Annotated in this window: 15 protein-coding genes and 2 pseudogenes; 9 read left to right on the forward strand and 8 right to left on the reverse strand. The window is 69.4% G+C overall.

The features are described from left to right. Positions 1–120: pseudogene (locus WI697_RS26940) on the forward strand (IS630 family transposase); the annotation flags it as partial. A gap of 58 nt (positions 121–178) precedes the next feature. Further along, on the forward strand, positions 179–1,825 hold the full coding sequence (locus WI697_RS26945; RefSeq protein WP_345960637.1) for an acetolactate synthase large subunit: 1,647 nt from the start codon (positions 179–181) through the stop codon (positions 1,823–1,825). Positions 1,826–1,894: 69 nt separating this feature from the next. On the opposite strand, the gene WI697_RS26950 is transcribed toward WI697_RS26945, so the two are convergent. From WI697_RS26950 to WI697_RS26970, 5 genes are all read right to left on the reverse strand, one after another. Further along, positions 1,895–3,007: a glycosyltransferase family 4 protein gene (locus WI697_RS26950; protein ID WP_345960638.1), complete on the reverse strand. Its 1,113-nt coding sequence runs from the start codon at positions 3,005–3,007 to the stop codon at positions 1,895–1,897. A 122-nt stretch (positions 3,008–3,129) separates the two neighbouring features. Beyond that, positions 3,130–4,416, reverse strand: coding sequence for a GAF domain-containing sensor histidine kinase (locus tag WI697_RS26955; protein WP_345960639.1), 1,287 nt, complete (start codon positions 4,414–4,416; stop codon positions 3,130–3,132). An 86-nt stretch (positions 4,417–4,502) separates the two neighbouring features. Next, positions 4,503–7,067, reverse strand: coding sequence for an ATP-binding protein (locus WI697_RS26960; RefSeq protein ID WP_345960640.1), 2,565 nt, complete (start codon positions 7,065–7,067; stop codon positions 4,503–4,505). Between the two features lie 117 nt (positions 7,068–7,184). Further along, positions 7,185–8,129 (reverse strand): 3'-5' exonuclease, encoded by a 945-nt coding sequence (locus WI697_RS26965; RefSeq protein WP_062762451.1) that lies wholly within the window; start codon positions 8,127–8,129, stop codon positions 7,185–7,187. A 13-nt stretch (positions 8,130–8,142) separates the two neighbouring features. After that, positions 8,143–9,000 carry a thioesterase family protein gene (locus WI697_RS26970; RefSeq protein WP_014753067.1) on the reverse strand — a complete coding sequence of 286 codons (858 nt, stop codon included), beginning with the start codon at positions 8,998–9,000 and terminating at the stop codon, positions 8,143–8,145. 190 nt (positions 9,001–9,190) lie between these two features. On the opposite strand from WI697_RS26970, the gene fhuF reads away from it, so the two are divergent. Beyond that, a complete protein-coding gene (gene fhuF / locus WI697_RS26975; RefSeq protein WP_345960641.1) occupies positions 9,191–9,937 on the forward strand; it encodes a siderophore-iron reductase FhuF in 747 nt (248 codons plus the stop codon). Between the two features lie 149 nt (positions 9,938–10,086). Then, positions 10,087–10,764, forward strand: a complete 678-nt coding sequence (locus WI697_RS26980; RefSeq protein ID WP_345960642.1) for a DapH/DapD/GlmU-related protein — start codon at positions 10,087–10,089, stop codon at positions 10,762–10,764. On the opposite strand, the gene WI697_RS26985 is transcribed toward WI697_RS26980, so the two are convergent. Next, complete coding sequence (locus WI697_RS26985) at positions 10,745–12,067, reverse strand: ATP-binding protein (RefSeq protein WP_345960643.1); 1,323 nt, start codon at positions 12,065–12,067, stop codon at positions 10,745–10,747. The genes WI697_RS26980 and WI697_RS26985 overlap by 20 nt on opposite strands. 156 nt (positions 12,068–12,223) lie before the next feature. On the opposite strand from WI697_RS26985, the gene WI697_RS26990 reads away from it, so the two are divergent. The 3 genes from WI697_RS26990 to WI697_RS27000 all read left to right on the forward strand — a co-directional run bounded on the left by WI697_RS26990 (position 12,224) and on the right by WI697_RS27000 (position 14,763). Further along, on the forward strand, positions 12,224–12,994 hold the full coding sequence (locus WI697_RS26990; RefSeq protein ID WP_345960644.1) for a MipA/OmpV family protein: 771 nt from the start codon (positions 12,224–12,226) through the stop codon (positions 12,992–12,994). A gap of 16 nt (positions 12,995–13,010) precedes the next feature. Then, the gene (locus WI697_RS26995) at positions 13,011–13,736 is read left to right on the forward strand and encodes a response regulator transcription factor (RefSeq protein WP_345960645.1); all 726 of its coding nucleotides are present in this window, start codon (positions 13,011–13,013) and stop codon (positions 13,734–13,736) included. 76 nt (positions 13,737–13,812) lie between these two features. Continuing rightward, complete coding sequence (locus tag WI697_RS27000; RefSeq protein ID WP_345960646.1) at positions 13,813–14,763, forward strand: catalase family protein; 951 nt, start codon at positions 13,813–13,815, stop codon at positions 14,761–14,763. On the opposite strand, the gene WI697_RS27005 is transcribed toward WI697_RS27000, so the two are convergent. After that, positions 14,754–15,539 (reverse strand): SDR family NAD(P)-dependent oxidoreductase, encoded by a 786-nt coding sequence (locus tag WI697_RS27005; RefSeq protein ID WP_345960647.1) that lies wholly within the window; start codon positions 15,537–15,539, stop codon positions 14,754–14,756. The genes WI697_RS27000 and WI697_RS27005 overlap by 10 nt on opposite strands. A gap of 134 nt (positions 15,540–15,673) precedes the next feature. On the opposite strand from WI697_RS27005, the gene WI697_RS27010 reads away from it, so the two are divergent. Next, positions 15,674–16,258, forward strand: a complete 585-nt coding sequence (locus WI697_RS27010) for a TetR/AcrR family transcriptional regulator (RefSeq protein ID WP_345960648.1) — start codon at positions 15,674–15,676, stop codon at positions 16,256–16,258. A 135-nt stretch (positions 16,259–16,393) separates the two neighbouring features. Continuing rightward, entirely contained in the window at positions 16,394–17,461 is a 1,068-nt protein-coding gene (locus WI697_RS27015; protein WP_345960649.1) for an AraC family transcriptional regulator, read from the forward strand. A 7-nt stretch (positions 17,462–17,468) separates the two neighbouring features. Here WI697_RS27015 and WI697_RS27020 read toward each other — a convergent pair. After that, positions 17,469–17,629 (reverse strand): annotated as a pseudogene (locus tag WI697_RS27020) (ISAs1 family transposase); the annotation flags it as partial.

A 17,629-nucleotide genomic window follows, 5' to 3' on the forward strand; every position in this document is an offset into this window, starting at 1 on the left:
AACCGCATCTTCGAATCCTACGACCAGATCATCGCCATGTGCTGCCATGCCTGGAACAAGCTCATCAGCCAGCCATGGAAGATCATGTCCATCGGGCTGAGGCGCTGGGCTCATGGGTTCTTATTATTGCAGATTGATATTATAATCGTGATCGGGCCGCAGCGGGAGAGCCCAGCCGATGACCAAAGCCTCGGATCTCGTCGTCCAATGTCTGGAGAATGAAGGCGTGGAATACGTCTTCGGCGTTCCGGGCGAAGAGAATCTCGATTTCCTCGACAGCCTGTCGCGGTCGGAAACCATCCGCCTGATCCTGACCCGGCACGAGCAGGCCGCCGGCTTCATGGCCGCAACCTATGGCCGCCACACCGGCAAGGCCGGGGTCTGCCTGTCGACGCTGGGGCCGGGGGCGACCAATCTGGTCACCGCCGCCGCCTATGCCCAGCTGGGCGGCATGCCGATGGTGATGCTGACCGGCCAGAAGCCGATCAAGAAGTCCAAGCAGGGCCGGTTCCAGATTCTGGACGTGGTCGACATGATGGGGCCGATCACCAAGTTCACCCATCAGTTCGCCTCGGCCGACAACATCCCCTGGCGGATGCGCGAAGCCTTCCGCCTGGCCGAGGAAGAAAAGCCCGGCGCGGTGCATCTGGAACTGCCGGAAGACGTGGCGCGCGAGACCACCGACAGCCGGCCGGTGCCGGCCAGCCTGAAGCGCCGGCCGATCGCCGAGGCCAAGGCGATCAGCGCGGCGGTGCGCCGGCTGGAGCAGGCGCGGTCGCCCATTCTGGTGATCGGCGGCGGCGCCAACCGCACCCAGACCAGCCGCATGCTGTCGCGTTTCGTGCAGAAGACCGGCATCCCCTTCGTCACCACCCAGCTGGGCAAGGGCGTGATCGATGAACGCAGCCCGCATTTCGTGGGCTGCGCGGCGCTGTCGGCCGGGGATTTCGTCCATCGGGCGCTGGAGTCGGCCGACGTCATCGTCAATATCGGCCATGACGTGATCGAGAAGCCGCCCTTCTTCATGAAGCCGGGCGGCGCCGAGGTCATCCATGTCAACTTCCGTTCGGCGGAGGTCGACCCGGTCTATTTCCCACAGCTGGAAGTTGTGGGTGATATCGCAAATGCCCTCTGGCAGATCACCGAAGAGATCACCCCCAGCACCGCCTGGGATTTCGGGATGATGCACCGGGCCCGCGATGCCGGGGCGGAGAACGTGGCTCATGACGCGGTCGACATGCGCTATCCGGTCTATCCGCAGCATCTGGTGGGCATCGTGCGCGAGGTGATGCCGTCGGATGGCATCATCGCCCTCGACAACGGCGTCTATAAGTTGTGGTTTGCCCGTAATTATCGCGCGCATGAGCCGAATACGGTGCTGCTCGACAATGCGCTCGCCTCGATGGGGGCGGGGCTGCCCTCGGCCATGGCCTCGCGACTGGTCTATCCCGAGCGCAGGATCATGGCGATCTGCGGCGATGGCGGGTTCATGATGAACAGCCAGGAGCTGGAAACCGCGGTGCGGCTGGGCATGCAGCTGGTGGTGCTGATCCTGAACGACAACGCCTATGGCATGATCCGCTGGAAGCAGGCGGATATGGGCTTCAAGGATTTCGGGCTGAGCTATGGCAACCCGGATTTCGTGGCCTATGCCCGCGCCTATGGTGCCCATGGCCACCGGGTGAGCGATACCGGCGAACTGCCGGCCTTGCTCCGCCACTGCCTGGAGGCGCCGGGGGTGCATGTCATCGACTGCCCGGTCGACTATTCCGAGAACGACCGGATCCTGAACCGCGAGCTGAAGCAGAAGGCGGCGGCGCTCTGAGGTCGCCGGCGATGCGGGGGCGTCCGTGCCTCCGCATCGCGCCTGTCGCATCAGGACCGGCCTGGCCTCTCAGCGAGACTTGTGCGGCCTGGCAAGACAGGCATCGAAGATCGCGGCCGTCTGCAAGGCGGCCTTGCTCCACGAGAAGCGGCCGACATTTGCCAGGCCGCGCAGAATCAAATGTTGACGCTGCGCCTCGTCTTCGACCAGGCGGGACACCGTCGCAACCAGCGCATCCGCATCCGCCGGTTCGATATAGAGCGCGGCATCGCCGGCGACTTCCGGCAGGGCGCCCCGGCGCGTGGTCACCACCGGGCATCCGCAGAGCTGGGCTTCCAGGATCGGCAGTCCGAACCCCTCATATTCCGACGGCATCACCAGGCACACCGCCCGGCGGTAATGCGCGGCCAGAACCGGCGTGGAAACGCCGTGCAGACACGTGATACCGGCATCGCCCGAGCGGGCGATGGCGGCCGCCAGCGTCCCATAGGGATCGGTGCCGAGGATGACGGTGCGGATGCCCGCATGCTGCCACAGTCGGGCCGCGGCCTGTACTACGGTCTGCGGCGATTTATGGGGCAGGACGCTCGCGACCATCATGATGAAGGGCCCGTGCCCGCAAGCCCCGCTGGCATCTTCGGGATCATCAGGCCGGAATCCCGGGCCCGCCGCTTCATGAACCACATGCAACCGCATGCCGACCCTCAACCCCTTGGCACGGATGTCAGCGGCCGTGGTTTCCGAAACCGCAATCACCGCATCGGCGGTTCTGGCAGTCAGACGATCCATCACCTGCCGGAACCTGGCCTGATGGCGCTCCACGGATCCGGGCACCATGGCGTACATAAGATCGTGAATGGTGACGACCTTGCGGAAGTCGCCAAGCAGAGGCCCGGTGTTGCCGGGGCTGAACATCAGGCGAACACGATGACGCCGGGCAAGATGCGGCAGCATGGTCTGTTCCCAGATCACCCGCTGAAACCGGCCGCTGAACTGCGGCACATCGACAATTCGCACGCTGGATGCCAGATCAGAGGATAGAACGGTTCCGGCCTGAACGAATACCACCAGCTCGTATCGTTTCAGGGCGACCAGTTCCCGGAGCAATGACCACGAATAGGTCGCCATGCCGCCAGGAACTCCTGGCGTGAGAAAAGCCAAATTCAGTCCGACGACATGCATCAAGGAAAGGCTCGGAAAGGACCGGGACGTCTTCGGACGGAATGCCCTCTTGGGCGCCCCGTGACGGCAGATGAAAATACTACGATCTGCTGTGCAGAGATACAGCCCATTGAAGGCCAGGCTCAGGAAGTCGCGGGGCAAAGCCATACGGCGACGGCAAGCCCCGTCTGTTCGCTGCGATTGCCGATCTCGATCCGGCCGCCCTGCCCTTCGACCAGGCGGCGGGCGATATCGAGCCCCATGCCGGAACTGCCGCCGCCCACCGCCGGTGCGGCCCCACGGCCCAGAATGGCATCGCCGCCATCGCCCAGCCGGTCCGGGGCGACACCGGGGCCGGTGTCCAGAACCGCAAAGCCCGGCCGGTCCGGGCCGCGGGCGATGTCGAGGCGCACCGTGCCGCCGGCCGGGGTGTATTTGATCGCATTGGCCAGCAGATTGACCGCCACCTGCTGCACGGTGGCGGCATCCGCCTCGGCCGTTACCGGCTCTGCCGTCAGCCCGTCTTCCAGCCGGATGCCGGCTTCGAGCGACAGCCCGTGAACCAGACGCAGCGCCGCCGCCAGCGGCTGGCGAAGATCGATGACCTGGGGCCGCGGCCCCTCGGCGCCGCGCGGCCGCGCCAGCAGCCGGTTGACCAGGCCCAGCATCCAGCGCCCGGCCTCTTCGATCGATCCGGCCCAGGCGCGGGGTTCCTGCGGCAGGCGCTGGTCGGCCGCGATCAGCGCGGCATAGCCCATGGTGGAACAGAGGGGGGTGCGCAGCTCGTGCGCCAGTTCCTGCACCGCCTGGCCGGGTGTTGCGGCCATGTCGACCAGCCGGGTCTGGACGCGCACCGCCAGATCCATCTGTTCGCGCAGATGATCATTGGCGGCCAGCAGTTGCAGGCGTTCGGCAACCAGGGCGGCATGGGCTTCCAGCATGCGCGTCTGCCGGTCGTCGAGCCCGTCGGGGCGGGGTTCCGGGTCGATCACGCACAGCGTGCCGAGCGCGATGCCGTCGCCCAGCCGGATGGGTGCCCCGGCATAGAAGCGGATGAAGGGCGGCCCCACCACCAGCGGATTGCCGGCGAAGCGCGGATCCTGCGCGGCATCGGGCACTTCCAGCACCGTGGGGGCGGCAAGCGCATGATCGCAGAAGGCCCAGTCGCGCGGGGTTTCGGTGGCATCCAGCCCGTGCCGGGCCTTGAACCACTGCCGGTCGGTGTCGATCAGCGAAACCAGCGCGATCGGCGCCCGGCAAAGGTCGGAGACGATGTCGACGATCCGGTCGAAACCGGGTTCGGGCGGGGTGTCGAGCACGCCCAGCCGGTCGAGATGCGCCATGCGCCTGCGTTCACGCGCCGGATCGCGCCCGGCCGGCGTGAAGGTCTTGCCGATGGTCCCCGATTTACCCGTGTCAGCCTTTGTCACGATCCGCATCCTCGATGCATCGACCCGTTTTGACAGACCCATCTTGCCACGGTTGATTGAAGGAAGTCTTAAATGCGATGCATCTTTCAGAGCCCCCGACGGATCCTGCGCAGCGCCGCCAGGCTGCCGTCCAGCGCGGTGAGCAGGGCGGCACGGGCCGCCGCCTCGTCGCCCCCGGCACCCGGCGCCGCCGCCTCCAGCCTGCGGGCGGCGGCACGCAGCGCCGTCAGATCCACGACATCGGGCAGGCCGCGGATGGCATGAAGGCTGCGGCGCAGCTCTTCGGCCGACCCGCCGGCCAGGCGGGGCGCCAGATCCAGCAGGAAGGTCTGCAGGCTGTCGCGCGCCGCCAGGGCCGCATCGGGACCGAGGTTTGCGACCAGCGCCGCGAAGACCGGATCGGGCGTCGGCGCCGGTGGTGGCAGGGATGACTGCACAGGACTGGCCGCCACCTGCTGCACCGCCGCGGCCAGGGCCACCGGGTCGATCGGCTTGGCCAGATGGCGCTGCATGCCGGCAGCCAGACAGGCATCGACATCCTCGGGAAAGGCATTGGCGGTGAGCGCGATCACCGGCACGGTTTCGGCGCCGGGCACCGCGCCGCGGCGGATCTCTCGTGTGGCGGCAAGACCGTCCATCCGCGGCATCTGCATGTCCATCAACACCAGATCGATATCCGGCACAGCGGCCAGCCGCGCCAGCGCCTCGATGCCGTCCGCGGCCTGAACCACCCGGTGGCCCAGCGCTTCCAGCATCGCCCGGATCAGGATCTGGTTGGCGGGGGTGTCTTCGACCAGCAGGATTTTCAGCAGGCGACCAGAGGGAGGGGGCGCGGCGCCGGCCTGGCCGGCCGCGGGCGCCGGGGCCGGATCGACCTCGGGCGCCTGAGTGACGGCCGCCGGCACGAGCGGCAGATCGACATCGAAACAGGTGCCGGCGGTGGCGCCGTCGCCGACCGTGATCCGGCCACCCATCGCCTCGGCCAGCAGCTTGCAGATATAAAGCCCCAGCCCGGCCCCGCCCTGCGCCCGGGCGGGCTGCCCGGCCAGACCCGCGCCGGTGACGAAGGGCCGGAACAGCCGGTCGCGCAGCAGGGCCGGAATGCCGGGGCCGGTATCGCAGACATGGATCTGAAGGCGCGGCGGCCGGCCGCCCCCCACCTCCCGCGGGGCGATGTGCAGCCGCACCGTCCCTTCGGAGGTATACTTGACCGCATTGCCGACCAGATTGGCCATCAGCTGACGCAGGCGATCGGGGTCGCCGGTCACCCGGGCCGGCAGATCGGGCGCCAGATCCGCGATGACGGCGATCGCCGGGCGCGCCGGCCCCGCGGCAGGGCCGGTCACGAGACCGGAGCGGGCGGCCTCGACGACGCTTGTCGCAAGCGCCACGAGATCGACCGGCTCGGAGCGGAGCGTCATCCCGCCCGCCTCGATCCGGGCGGCATCCAGAACGTCGTCGACGATCCGGCGCAGCGCCGCCCCGGCCTCGGCCTGACGGTCCAGCAGCCGGCGCTGATCGGCGCTCAACGCGGTGCGGGCAAGCAGCTCGCCGAACCCCAGAACCCCGGCGAGCGGGGTGCGCAGTTCATGGCTCATCACCGCCAGCCGCATGGCGCGTTCATCGCGCTCGGCCGCCGCGTCTTCCGCCGCCCGGCGCAGCAGCTCCGCCTCGGCCGCCGCCGCCCGGGCGCGTTTGCGGCGGTCGCGGCCGATGCCGCGCGCAGCCAGCAGGATGGCCGCGACCAGCGCCACGCCACCCAGCAGATAGAGCATGATCATGACCCGGGCATAGGGGGCGGCGGCGATCCTGGCAGGCACGACCACGGCCAGGTTCCAGCCGGTCCCGACAATCGGCGTGATCTGGGCCATCACCGGGCCGTCGCGGCCCTGCCCCGCCGTCACCTGACCCGGGTCCGCCCCGCCCCGCACCTCGGTCACCGCCTGACGGAAGCCTTCGGGCGCGCGGCTGCCGATGGTCTCCTGTGCCCGCACCGAGCGGCCGATGGTGATGTCGTCGGCGTCGGCCAGCGCCAGAAACCAGCCCTCGGGCAGGCTTTGCAGCACCAGAAGGTCGCTGAACAGGCCGGGCCGGACCAGGGCGGTCAGCAGGAAGACCACCTCTCCGCCCCGCAGCGCCGGCACGCGGATCGGAATATGGCCGTCGATGAAATTGCCGACCACCGGGCGGCCGCCGGTCACCGCGGCGACGGCGCCGGCGGGATCGGGATCGGGCGGCAGCGCCTCCCCATCGACCCGTCTGAGATCGATGGTGGGGCGCAGGTCCATGGTCGTCGGTCCGGTCGGGTATGTCACCTCGGTCAGGATCAGGCTGGCCCATTCGGGGTGGCGGTCGTAAAGGCGCTGCATCTCCAGCCGGATGGCCGGCAGGTCGCGGCGGTCCAGCGCCTCGCTGACCGCAAGGGCGGTCAAGCCGTCGATCTGATGCTGAACCTCGTGGCGGATCGAGGCGGCGGCATTGGCGGCGGCGGCGGTGATGTCGGCGGCAAGCCGGTCGGCCCGCTCGGCACGAAGCATCAGCACCACGGCGATCGCAAACGCCGCCAGCGGCAGCAGCGACACGATCGCCGCCAGCGGCACCGATGGCCGCCAGCGGCCGGCCCCCGCCATCCCGATACCCGCGTCTGCCATGAACGCCCCCTCCGGACCCGTCTTGCGGCCCGTGACCGGGCCCTTCAGAGCCGAAGGATACGCTGTGATTGCCAATAAAATATTGACGGTATTGCGGGCGTGGGCGTGCGGCCCTCGTCAGACGCGGTCGGAATAGCGGTCGAAGGCGGTGACCCGGCGCACCGGCAGGTCCAGCTCGGCGCGGCGATAGATTTCGGTGCGCAGGAAGGTCATCTCGGCCTCCAGCTCCGCCTCGGGCACGTCGCGCCACCAGGCCTTGGGCTGGCCGTCGGAGCCGTCGTTCCAGCGATAGCCGCGGGCCTTCAGGGCATCCTTCATGTCGAAGGGGCTGCCTTCGGCGCGGATGCGCATCGTCGCCTGGCGGGCCCCCGCCAGCAACGCGCCGAGCGCGGTCACCCCCGCCACCGCCAGCGGCCGGGCCAGAACTTCCAGCAGGGCGCGGCAGTCTTCGGCCGCCCGGTGGCCGTCGTGGAACAGCCCGGCCTTGCCCAGAAGATAGCCGAGCTTGGTGCCCTCCACGCCCTCGGCCGCCCAGTCGATGCCGGTCTGGGAACAGGCCCAGGCCTTCACCCGGAAGATCTCCCAGACATGTTCGACGAATTTGCGGTCGAAGGCGGCGTTATGGGCGATGACCACCGAGGCGGCATCGGCAAAACCCGCCACCTCCACCGGGTCGATCGCCTGGCCCGCCACCATCTCGTCGGTGATGCCGGTCAGTTTCGTGATCTCGGGCGGGATGGGCATGCCCGGATCCTGGAACCCCGAATAGGCGCCGGTCACCCGGAACACCGTGCCGCCGGGTTCGAATTCGAAGGCGATCATGCCGAGTTCGATGATCCGGTCCTTCGTGTGGTCCAGGCCGGTGGTCTCGACATCCAGGATCAGGCCGTTGCGTACCTCGCCGCGGCGCTGGAACTCCCCCTTCTCGCCGGCGGTGGAGAACCACTCCCGCGGCTCGATCCGCCGCAGGATGCGATAATCGCCCGAGGCTTCCAGCTTCCGCGCCATGGCCTCCAGCTCGGCACGGGCGCGGGGGCTGCGGGGGCGGACGGGGGCGGTCATGGCAGTCTCCGGATCACTTGTACCAGGCCAGCTGTTCCGAGGTGGCGACCAGCGTGCCGCCGGGCGCCCAGAGCGTCACCTGCTGGTCGAAGAAACCGTCATGGACCCGGCGGGCGATGGCTTCCAGCAGCAGGAACTGCCCCGCCAGCCCGTCCAGCACCTCGGGCCGGGCATGGATATAGGTCGACAGCGTGACGGTCGAAATCGGCCGCGGGCCGCGGTCGAGCACGAAAACCCGGGGATAGATCGCATCGGCAAGGCCGGCCACCACCGCGGCATCCACCGCGCCCGCGGGCTCGCCCTCGACCAGGGCATGGCGCAGCCAGACCAGGCTGCGGCTGGTATCGGCGCCGGTGAAGGGCGGGCCCTGAACGATCCGCATTTCATAGGCCGAAAACCAGGGCGGCAGGCTCCGATGGGCGTGGCGGGGCGCGTCTTCGGGCGCCACGGCCGCGGGCATCGCGAAGCGGGGTTCGGTGAAATCGCCGGTGTCGCGGCGGGCGGCGGCGGTGAAATTGCCGCGCGCGGCGATGGCGCCGTCCTGGATCAGATCCACCTGCCAGAACGACACCGACCGGCCGACGCGTGCCGGCGAGGTGACGATGGTGAACGGCCCTTCGGCGATGGCGCCCATGAACTGGGTCTGGGTGGCGACGATGCCGGCGCCGGGGCCCGCCTCGGCCAGCCAGCCGGCGGCGGCACGCTCGGCGGCGCGGGTCAGCACCGCGGCGATCCAGCCGCCGAAGGGGCCGATCATGTTCCGCCAGACCGGGTCGGTGCGGCCCGACCAGACGCGGACGCCGTCCGCCCTTTCCTCCACCGGCTCGATCGCGAGGGATCCACGGAAGGCATCGGGGCGGCTGGTGGTCATGAGGCGTGTCTCCGGTCAGCGGCGCGTCGATGCGGGCCGTCGTTTTCTTGGGGTCGGGGTCTCTTTATCACGTCCGGCCGTCCTGCGGCAGTGCGGCGTTGATGCGGCCGCAGCGCAAACCGCGGCTTGCATCTGAGAGTGATTATCAATATCACTTAACAATCGCGCCTCGTCGCAGGGAATCCGTCCGATGTTCGCAGATCTCGCCCCCGCCTTCAGCGGCCCGTTCGACCGGTTCAGTAAATCGGTGGTCGGCCCCGAAGACCCGCGGCCGGCGCTCAGCATCCGGGCCCTGACCTCCGACCCCGAGGCGCTGGTCGAAAAGATGCTGCGCCGGCTGGCACCCGAGGCATCGACCCCGCAATCGCGGCGCGGCGCCGCCTCGCTCTGGACCCAGTTCTATTTCGCCCTGGTCGGCGTGCCGGTGGTGCTGGCGGCGATGCGCGGCCGCCGCCGGCTGCCGGTCGGGCTGGACGAGATGGCGGTGGTGATCGGCGAGAACGGCCTGCCGGCGGCGCTGAAACTGCCGGCCGCGGGCACCCCCCAGCCCGACCGCGACCCGCGCGCGGCGATGGAGGCGCTGATCACCGATCATTACGTGCCGGCGGTGACCGCGATGAGCCGGGCCGGCCGGCTGGCGCCACGGCTGCTGTGGTGCAATGCCGCCGTCCGCCTGGTCTGGGCGATGGAGGCCGCGGCCGAGGCCGAGCCCGAGGACACAGACCTGGCCGATATCGCCGCCACGGCCCGGCAGGCGGTGATCGCCACCCCCGACCTCAGCTGCGGCGCCGCCAACCCGATGTTCGACATGCTGCTTTCGCCCAAACCGGAGTCCGGCTCCAGCTATACCCGCAAGGTCTGCTGCCTGCGCTATATGATGCCGGGGGTGGCCGATTGCGGCGAAACCTGCCCGCTGCCGCCCTGTCGGGGGAGTTGAGTGGCCGCGCCGGCATCGGCAGAGACGGTACCGCAGCATGAAGTTTCGATGACACCCGGGACCAGGCTGCTGCGGGCTCTTGGATCGGGCCCCGCGCGGGCGTATGAGGGCGGCGGTCCTGCCCTGCCCGCCTTTCCGGAGCCCCGCCCATGGCCCGCCGACCCCTGCCTGCCGACCGCCCGAAACTTGCCGAAACCGTGATCGACGAAACCGCCAGCCTGCGCGAGGTGGTGCTGGGCCAGTGCTGCGAAGTCCTGGCGCGATCGGCGCTCGAATACTGCACGATCGGCGATTACAGCTATCTGGGGCCCGATTGCATGGTGGCGGATGCCGAAATCGGCCGGTTCTGCGCCATTGCGGCCCGGGTCCGGATCGGCGCGCCCAACCATCCGATGGACCGGCCCAGCCTGCACCGCTTCACCTATTGCCCGGAATATTACGACGCAGGCGCCAGCCGCGATGCCGGCTTCTTCGCCGATCGCCGGGCCGACCAGGTCCGCATCGGCCATGATGTCTGGATCGGCCATGGCGTGACCGTGCTGCCGGGGGTGACGGTGGGCGACGGCGCGGTGCTGGCGGCGGGCGCCGTGGTCACGAAGGACGTGGCCCCCTATACCATCGTCGGCGGCGTGCCGGCAAAGCCGCTCCGCGAACGCTTTTCCCGCGAGATCGCGGCCCGGCTCGCCCGGATCGCCTGGTGGAACTGGCCCTTCGCGGTGATCCTGGAGCGGCTGGAGGATTTCCGCTCGGGGGATATCGAGGGGTTCTGTGCGCGGTGGGATCCGGTGGTGGCGCCGGACCAGCCCTTCAACCCGTCGGCATCGTAACCCGCACCCGCAGCCCCTGCGGGGTGTTGTCGGCCAGGTCCAGGCTGCCGCGATGGGCCTGGACGATTTCGGCGACGATGGCGAGGCCCAGGCCGAAGCCGGTGCCGCCGTCCCGGCGGGCGGTGTCGAGCTTGAAAAACGGGTCGAGCACCCGGGCGCGCTGGTCCTCCGGGATGCCGGGGCCGTTATCGGCCACCTCGATCACGAAAACGCCGTCGCCGGCGGTGAGGGTGAGGTCGGTCCGGCTGGCGAAACGGGTGGCGTTTTCGCAGAGATTGGCCACCGCCCTGCCAAGCGCCAGCGGCCGGCAGCGGGCGACCAGGCGGTTGGGGCCGTGGAAGCGGATGTCGTGGCCGATATCGGCGAAATCGCTGCAGATGGTCTGGAGCGTGCTGGCGACATCGGTGCGCTCCACCGCCTCGCGGGCATGGTCGTCGCGCAGATAGGCCAGGCTTTCATCCAGCAGCGCCTCCAGCCGCCGGACATCGCCGAGCAAAGCGGCGCGCAGATCCGGGTCGGCGACGCGGTCGGCGCGCAGGCGGATGCGGGTCAAGGGCGTGCGCAGATCGTGGCTGATGCCGCGCAGCATGCGGGTGCGGCTCTCGACCATGGTCACGATCCGCCGGCGCATGCGGTTCAGCGCCCGGGCCAGCGTGACGATCTCGGTGCTGCCGCGTTCCTCGAAAATCTCGGCCTCGCCAGACAGATCCGCTTCGGCCGCGGCGGCCGCGATGCGCCGCAGCGGCCGGGTGATCACCCGGCCCGAGAACACCGCGAACAGCAGGCCGAGGGTGACGATCGCCAGCAGGTAATACGGCACCTGGGCCGAAACGTCGCGCAGGATCATCCGCTCAGGATCGAGGGTGGCGACCAGCAGGGTCTGCCCCTGGTCGATCTTCAGCACCATCACCCGGGTCTCACCCAGGAAGGTACGCCACCCGCCGACCGGCGGCTCGATGTCCTCGGGCATGAACAACCAGCTGGTCAGCCTGTCGAAAACCCCATCCTCGGGCCGTCCGGTCACCAACCGGTCAGCCGTCTCGGGGGCGGCGAGGGACAGAACCCAGCCCGACCGCCGCGCCGCAGCAAGCACGGCGTCGCGGTCCGCGGGAGGGCTGTCCTCCACCAGATCGGCGACGACCCCGACCTGCCTGGCCACCTGCTTCAGGTCCGGCAGGGTGGACAGATTCTTGATCTGGCGTTCCAGAACCGGGCCGAAAGTGTCGACGACCGCCAGGCCGATCAGGATGATGACCATGATCTGAACCTGAAGGGTGGGCCGGTGGATGGTGAGGCGCTTCATCTCGGCTCCGGGGATGGTGGAGGCGTCGCGGCCATCTTCGCATAGCGCGGGCCACAGCGGGTGCGCCGCAACAAAACGTAACAAATCGACACCCCCGGGGCCGGCGCGATGTGGGAAGCAGACGGCATCGGTCCTTCATCGTCGCACGGAGCCGTCATGCGTCGTCTTGCTTTCCGGAACAGACCCCTTCTGCTGACCGCGCCCACCCTGGCCCTGCTCAGCCTGGCGCCGGCCGGTGCCGATGCCCGCGACTGGAGCCTGGTGCTGGGCGCCGGCGCCGGGCTCGCCCCCGAATATGAAGGCGGCGAGGATCTGGAGGTCTCGCCCCTGCCGCTGGTGATCTTCACCTGGCAGGACTGGCTGACGGTCTCGCCCGGCGGGGCCGAGGCCAGGGTGGCGCGCTGGGGGCGGCTGTCGGTCTCGGGCCGGCTCGGCTATGAAGGCGGCCGCGACCAGGACGATGCCGACCGGCTGAAGGGGCTGGGCGATGTCGACGGCGCCGCCACCGCCGGGCTGAAACTCGCCTGGACCCCCGAGCCCTTCGAGGTGTATCTGACCGTCGACCGGGCGCTGGGCGGCAGCGACGGGCTGACCGGCAAACTCGGCCTCGACTATACCGCGAGGGTCTCGGACCGGCTGACGCTGACCGCCGGGATTGCCGCGGTCATGGCCGATGACGAGCATATGCAGAGCTATTTCGGCATCACCCCCCGCCAGTCTGCCGCTTCGGGCCTGGCGCGGTATGATGCCGAGGCCGGGTTGAAGCGGGTCGACTTCGAAACCACAGCGACCTGGATGATCGGCGGCAACTGGATGTTGTTCGGTTCCGCCGGGGTGGGCGTGCTGACCGGCGATGCCGCCGACAGCCCGGTGGTGGAAGAGAAGGTCCAGCCCAGGCTGTCGCTGGCGCTGGGCTATCGGTTCTGAAGATCGAGACGAGGGCATGACGATGCAGCCGGGTGGGGGGCCCCATATCCTGATCGTCGAGGACGATGCCGGGATCGGCGGGCTGCTGGCCCTGACGCTTCAGGAAAACGGCATGCAGGCGACCCTGGTCGGCGATGGTCGCGGCATGGCCGGAGCCCTGGCGCGCCAGGGGTTCGACCTGATCGTGCTGGACGTGATGCTGCCCGACGAAGACGGCATCAGCCTGTGCCGGCGCCTGCGCGCCGACGCGACCATCCCGATCATCATGCTGACGGCGCTGGGCGAAGAGATCGACCGGATCGTCGGGCTGGAGGTGGGCGCGGACGACTATGTCACCAAGCCGTTCAGCCCGCGGGAACTGGTCGCCAGGATCCGCAGCCTGCTGCGCCGCGCCTCTTACGGCGCCGCCCTGCCCGACGGCCGCCGCCGGCTGCGCTTCGACGGCTGGGAGATCGACCCGCTGCGCCGCCAGCTGCACGATCCCTCCCGCGCCCGCATCGCGCTGACCACCACAGAATTCGACCTGCTGCTCGCCTTCTGCCGCAATCCCGGCCGGGTGATCACGCGCGAAGAGCTGCTGTCGCTGACCCATGCGGGGCTCGCCGGGCCGATCGAGCGCAGCATCGACGTGCATATCAGCCGGCTGCGCCAGAAGATCGAAGCCGACCCGAAAGAACCCGCCCTGCTGCGCACGGTGCGCCTGGGCGGCTATGTCTTCACGGCGGTGGTGGACGAGATCTGATTGCCCGGCTTGCGCGCCGGCGGGCGGGCGGTCAGGATCGACCGACGGATCACCGACCGCTCCGGAGGACACCGCCTTGCCGTCCGACGCCCCACGCTGCCCGCTGGATGCCACCGGCGACGAACTGGTCACGATCTTCCGCCGCACCTTTCAGCTGCCGCGCCCCGACGGATCGCTGCCCCGCACCTTCCACGAGCTGGAACATGCCTGCCTGGACGGCGTGTTCACCGTGACCCCGCCCGCAGATCCGGCGCTGGCGCAGGGGCTGTTCGCCCGGCCGGGGCGCTATCCGGCGCTGGTGCGGTTTTCGGGCGGGCTGTTGCCGGATGAACGGCTGCCGGATGCGCGCGGGATGGCGATCGCGCTGTCTGACGTAGAGGGTGAGGTCTGCGAAGGTGCGGTGCCCGGCCGGCAGGATTTCGTGATGGTCGATCAGCCGACCCCGCCGATGCGCGATGCCGCCGATGCGCTGGTGCTGTTCCGGGCGATCGACGGCCATCTGAAGCCGACGCTTGCCCGCATGCTGCTGCCCGGCGCGGTGATGCCGCGGGGACGGCCGCGCCTGCACTATCTGCAGATGATGGCCGATACGCTGCGCAACCATCTGAAAGGGCGCGACCTGGCCGGGCGGACCTATCATTCGGTGGCGCCCTTCGCGCTGGGCGCGGGGGCGATGAAGTTTCAGTGCCGGCCGGATGCCGCCTGGCGGAATGTGCGCGGCGGCAGCTTCGCCGAACGGCTGCGCAAGGCCTTCGCCCGCGGGCCGATCGGCTTCGATTTCCTGATCCAGCCCCGCCAGGGCGAGCACGAGTCGCTCGACGACGGCATCGCCCGCTGGACCGGGCCGTTCACCGCCGTGGCCCGGCTGGAGCTGCCGCCCCAGCCGGTGGTGGCGGGTCGCGGCCGCGACACCGCCTTCACCCCCTGGAACGCCCTTGCCGCCCACCGGCCGCTGGGAGAGCTGAACCGGCTGCGGCGGGTGACCTATGCCGCATCGGCGGCAAGGCGGGGGGCGTCTCAGACCTGAATGCCGCCGGCGATGTCGATCACATCGCCGGTCATGTAGCCGCCATGGGGCCCGGCCAGGAAACAGACCAGCGCCGCGACCTCGTCCAGCGTCGCGATCCGGCGAATGGGATGCAGATCCATCAGCGCATCGGGCACGCTGTCGCCCACCTCCGCCGCCATGTCGGTGGGCATGATGCCCGGCTGGACGACATTGACGGTGATGTTGCGCGGCCCCAGATCACGCGCCGCCCCGCGGGCATAGCCGGCGATCGCCGCCTTGCTGCCGGCATAGTCGGCGACGCCCGGGAAGGGCACACGGCTGCCCAGCGCCGAGCCGATGAAGACGATCCGGCCGCCATCCGACAGCACCGGCGCCGCGGCGCGCGTGGTCGCCACGGCCCCCGCGACATTGGTCTGCCACAGCCGGTCGAGCCGCGCCGTGTCGGCGGCCGGATCGTCCACCATCTGGCCCAGCACCGAGATCGCCGCATTGTTGACCAGAATGTCGAGCCGGCCGAATTCGGCCATCACCCGGCCGATCAGCGGTGCCGCCGCGGCCGTGTCGGCCTGGTCGCTGCGGAAGGCCGCCGCGCGCACCCCCTGCGCCTTCAGATCGGCCACCACCGCCGCAGCCTTGTCGGCCGAGGCGACATAGCTGATCGCCACATCCGCCCCCTGATCGGCCAGCGCCCGCGCCACCGCGGCGCCCAGGCCGCGGGACCCGCCGGTGACCAGCGCCACCCTGCCCGCCAGCATCTTCGAATCTGGCATCTTCGACGTCAGCATCTTCGACATGAGACCTCCGTTTCCGGCACCCGTGAGAGCGCCAAATTCAGTACCAATCGTTACGATAATGATTGGTATGAAATATGGACAGGGGCTGTCAAGCGGCATAGGATGCAGCCGATGATCATTTCCGGACCGGGCTGATGGGGCGCCATCGCGAATTCGATGTAGACCAGGCACTCGACGCCGTGATGTGCGTGTTCTGGCAGAAGGGCTATGAAGGTGCGTCCTATACCGACCTGACCCGGGCGGCCGGGGTGGAACGCCCGGCCCTGTATTCGGCCTTCGGCAACAAGGAAGAGATGTTCCGCAAGGCGCTCGCCCGCTATTACGAGCGCCACCTGGACTACATCCCGGCAGCGCTTGACCTGAAGACGGCGCGAGAGGTGGCGCGGCATATCCTGTTCAGCGCCATCGACCTCAACACCCGCCATCCCGACCATACCGGCTGCCTGGGCATCAACGGGCTGCTTGCCGGATCGGACGAGGCCGAACCGGTGCGCCGGATGCTGATCGAGGCCCGCGCCGCCGGTGAGGCGCAGCTCACCGCCCGCTTCGAGCGGGCGAAGGCCGAGGGCGACCTGCCGCCGACCGCCCGCCCGGAGGTGCTTGCCGCCTTTCTTCTGACCACCCTGCACGGCATGGCGGTGCAGGCGAAGGCCGGGTTCAGCCGGGAGAAGCTGGAGGCGATCGCAGACCTCGCCCTTGCCGCCTGGCCGGAGGTATAGTCCGGCCCTCAAGGTCGTCTGGCCGGCGCTTTCCGCACTGGCCGCTTTACGCCGGGCGACTTCCGGTTTATCCCCTGACCCACAGGACAGGGCGCGGGGGAAAACGTGGGGGCGGATGAAAACCCGGCGGGGCAGATGACCACGGAGACGGGGTCCGGCGCACGGCGTTCGGCCGAGAGCGAGGTGCCGGCCGGCACGATTTCGGCCCATCTGGTGGCCGAAGCGCTGGAAGGCGCCCATCGGCTGCGGCTGGATACCGGGCCGGTGCTGCGATCGGCCGGCATCGACCCGGTCGGGCTGACCCGGCCGGGGGCGCGGGTGGATGCCGAAACCTATGCCCGGCTGTGGCGCGGGCTGACCCGGCTGCTGGACGACGAATTCTTCGCGATGAACCGGCGGCGGATGAAGCGCGGCAGCTTCGGCTTCATGTGCGCCACCGCGCGCGAGGCGCCGGATCTGGGTGCGGCGCTGCGGATCATGACCCGGTTCATGATGCTGGTCTTCGACGATATCGATCTGCGCCTGCTGCGCCATGGCACCCATGCCCAGCTGGTGATGCGCGGCCGCCGCCCCACCGGCGGGGCGCCCCTGCCCCCGCCGCGCGCCTTCGCCGATTTCACCATCTGGCTGATGCTGCACGGCGCCGCCTGCTGGCTGGTCGGCCGGCGGATCCCGATCCGCTGGATCGATGTCCGCGCACGGGTGCCGGCCTATACCGACGATTACCGACGGTTGTTCTGCAACGATCTGCGCTTCGGCCAGCCCGACAGCCGCCTGATCTTCGATGCCGAGCTGCTGGACCTGCCGATCGACCGCTCGCGCCGGTCCCTGACCCGCTTTCTGAAACAGGCGCCGGGCAATATTCTGGTGCGCTATCGCAATGCCGATGCCTGGCTGGTGCGGGTGCGCCACCATCTGCGCGGCCTGCACCCCGACGACTGGCCGGATATCGACAGCCTGGCCACCGCCTTCGGCATCTCCACCGCCACCCTGCACCGCCGCCTGGCGGCCGAGGGCCAGAGCTACCGGGCGATCAAGGACGCGCTGCGCCTGGACATCGCCATCGACGTCCTCCGCGACCCCACCGCCTCGGTCGCCGACGCCGCCGCCGCGGCCGGCTTCGCCGACCCCAGCTCCTTCCACCGCGCCTTCCGCAAATGGACCGGCCAGAGCCCGGGGCGGTATCGGGCGGAGGGGGGTTAGGGCAGGGCTATCGCATTTGCCCGATGACGGATCGGGCGAATGCGTCAGACCATCCGGATCGCTTTCGCTTGCGACGGATGGAGATGGTTGGCCTGGCCGTTTTGAGGACGTTGAGGGCGAGTTTTCGGATGATGGCGAGGTTTTCCGGACCGTGGTCCTTGCGAGCGC

Source organism: Tistrella mobilis, assembly GCF_039634785.1.
Taxonomy (GTDB): Bacteria; Pseudomonadota; Alphaproteobacteria; order Tistrellales; family Tistrellaceae; genus Tistrella; species Tistrella mobilis.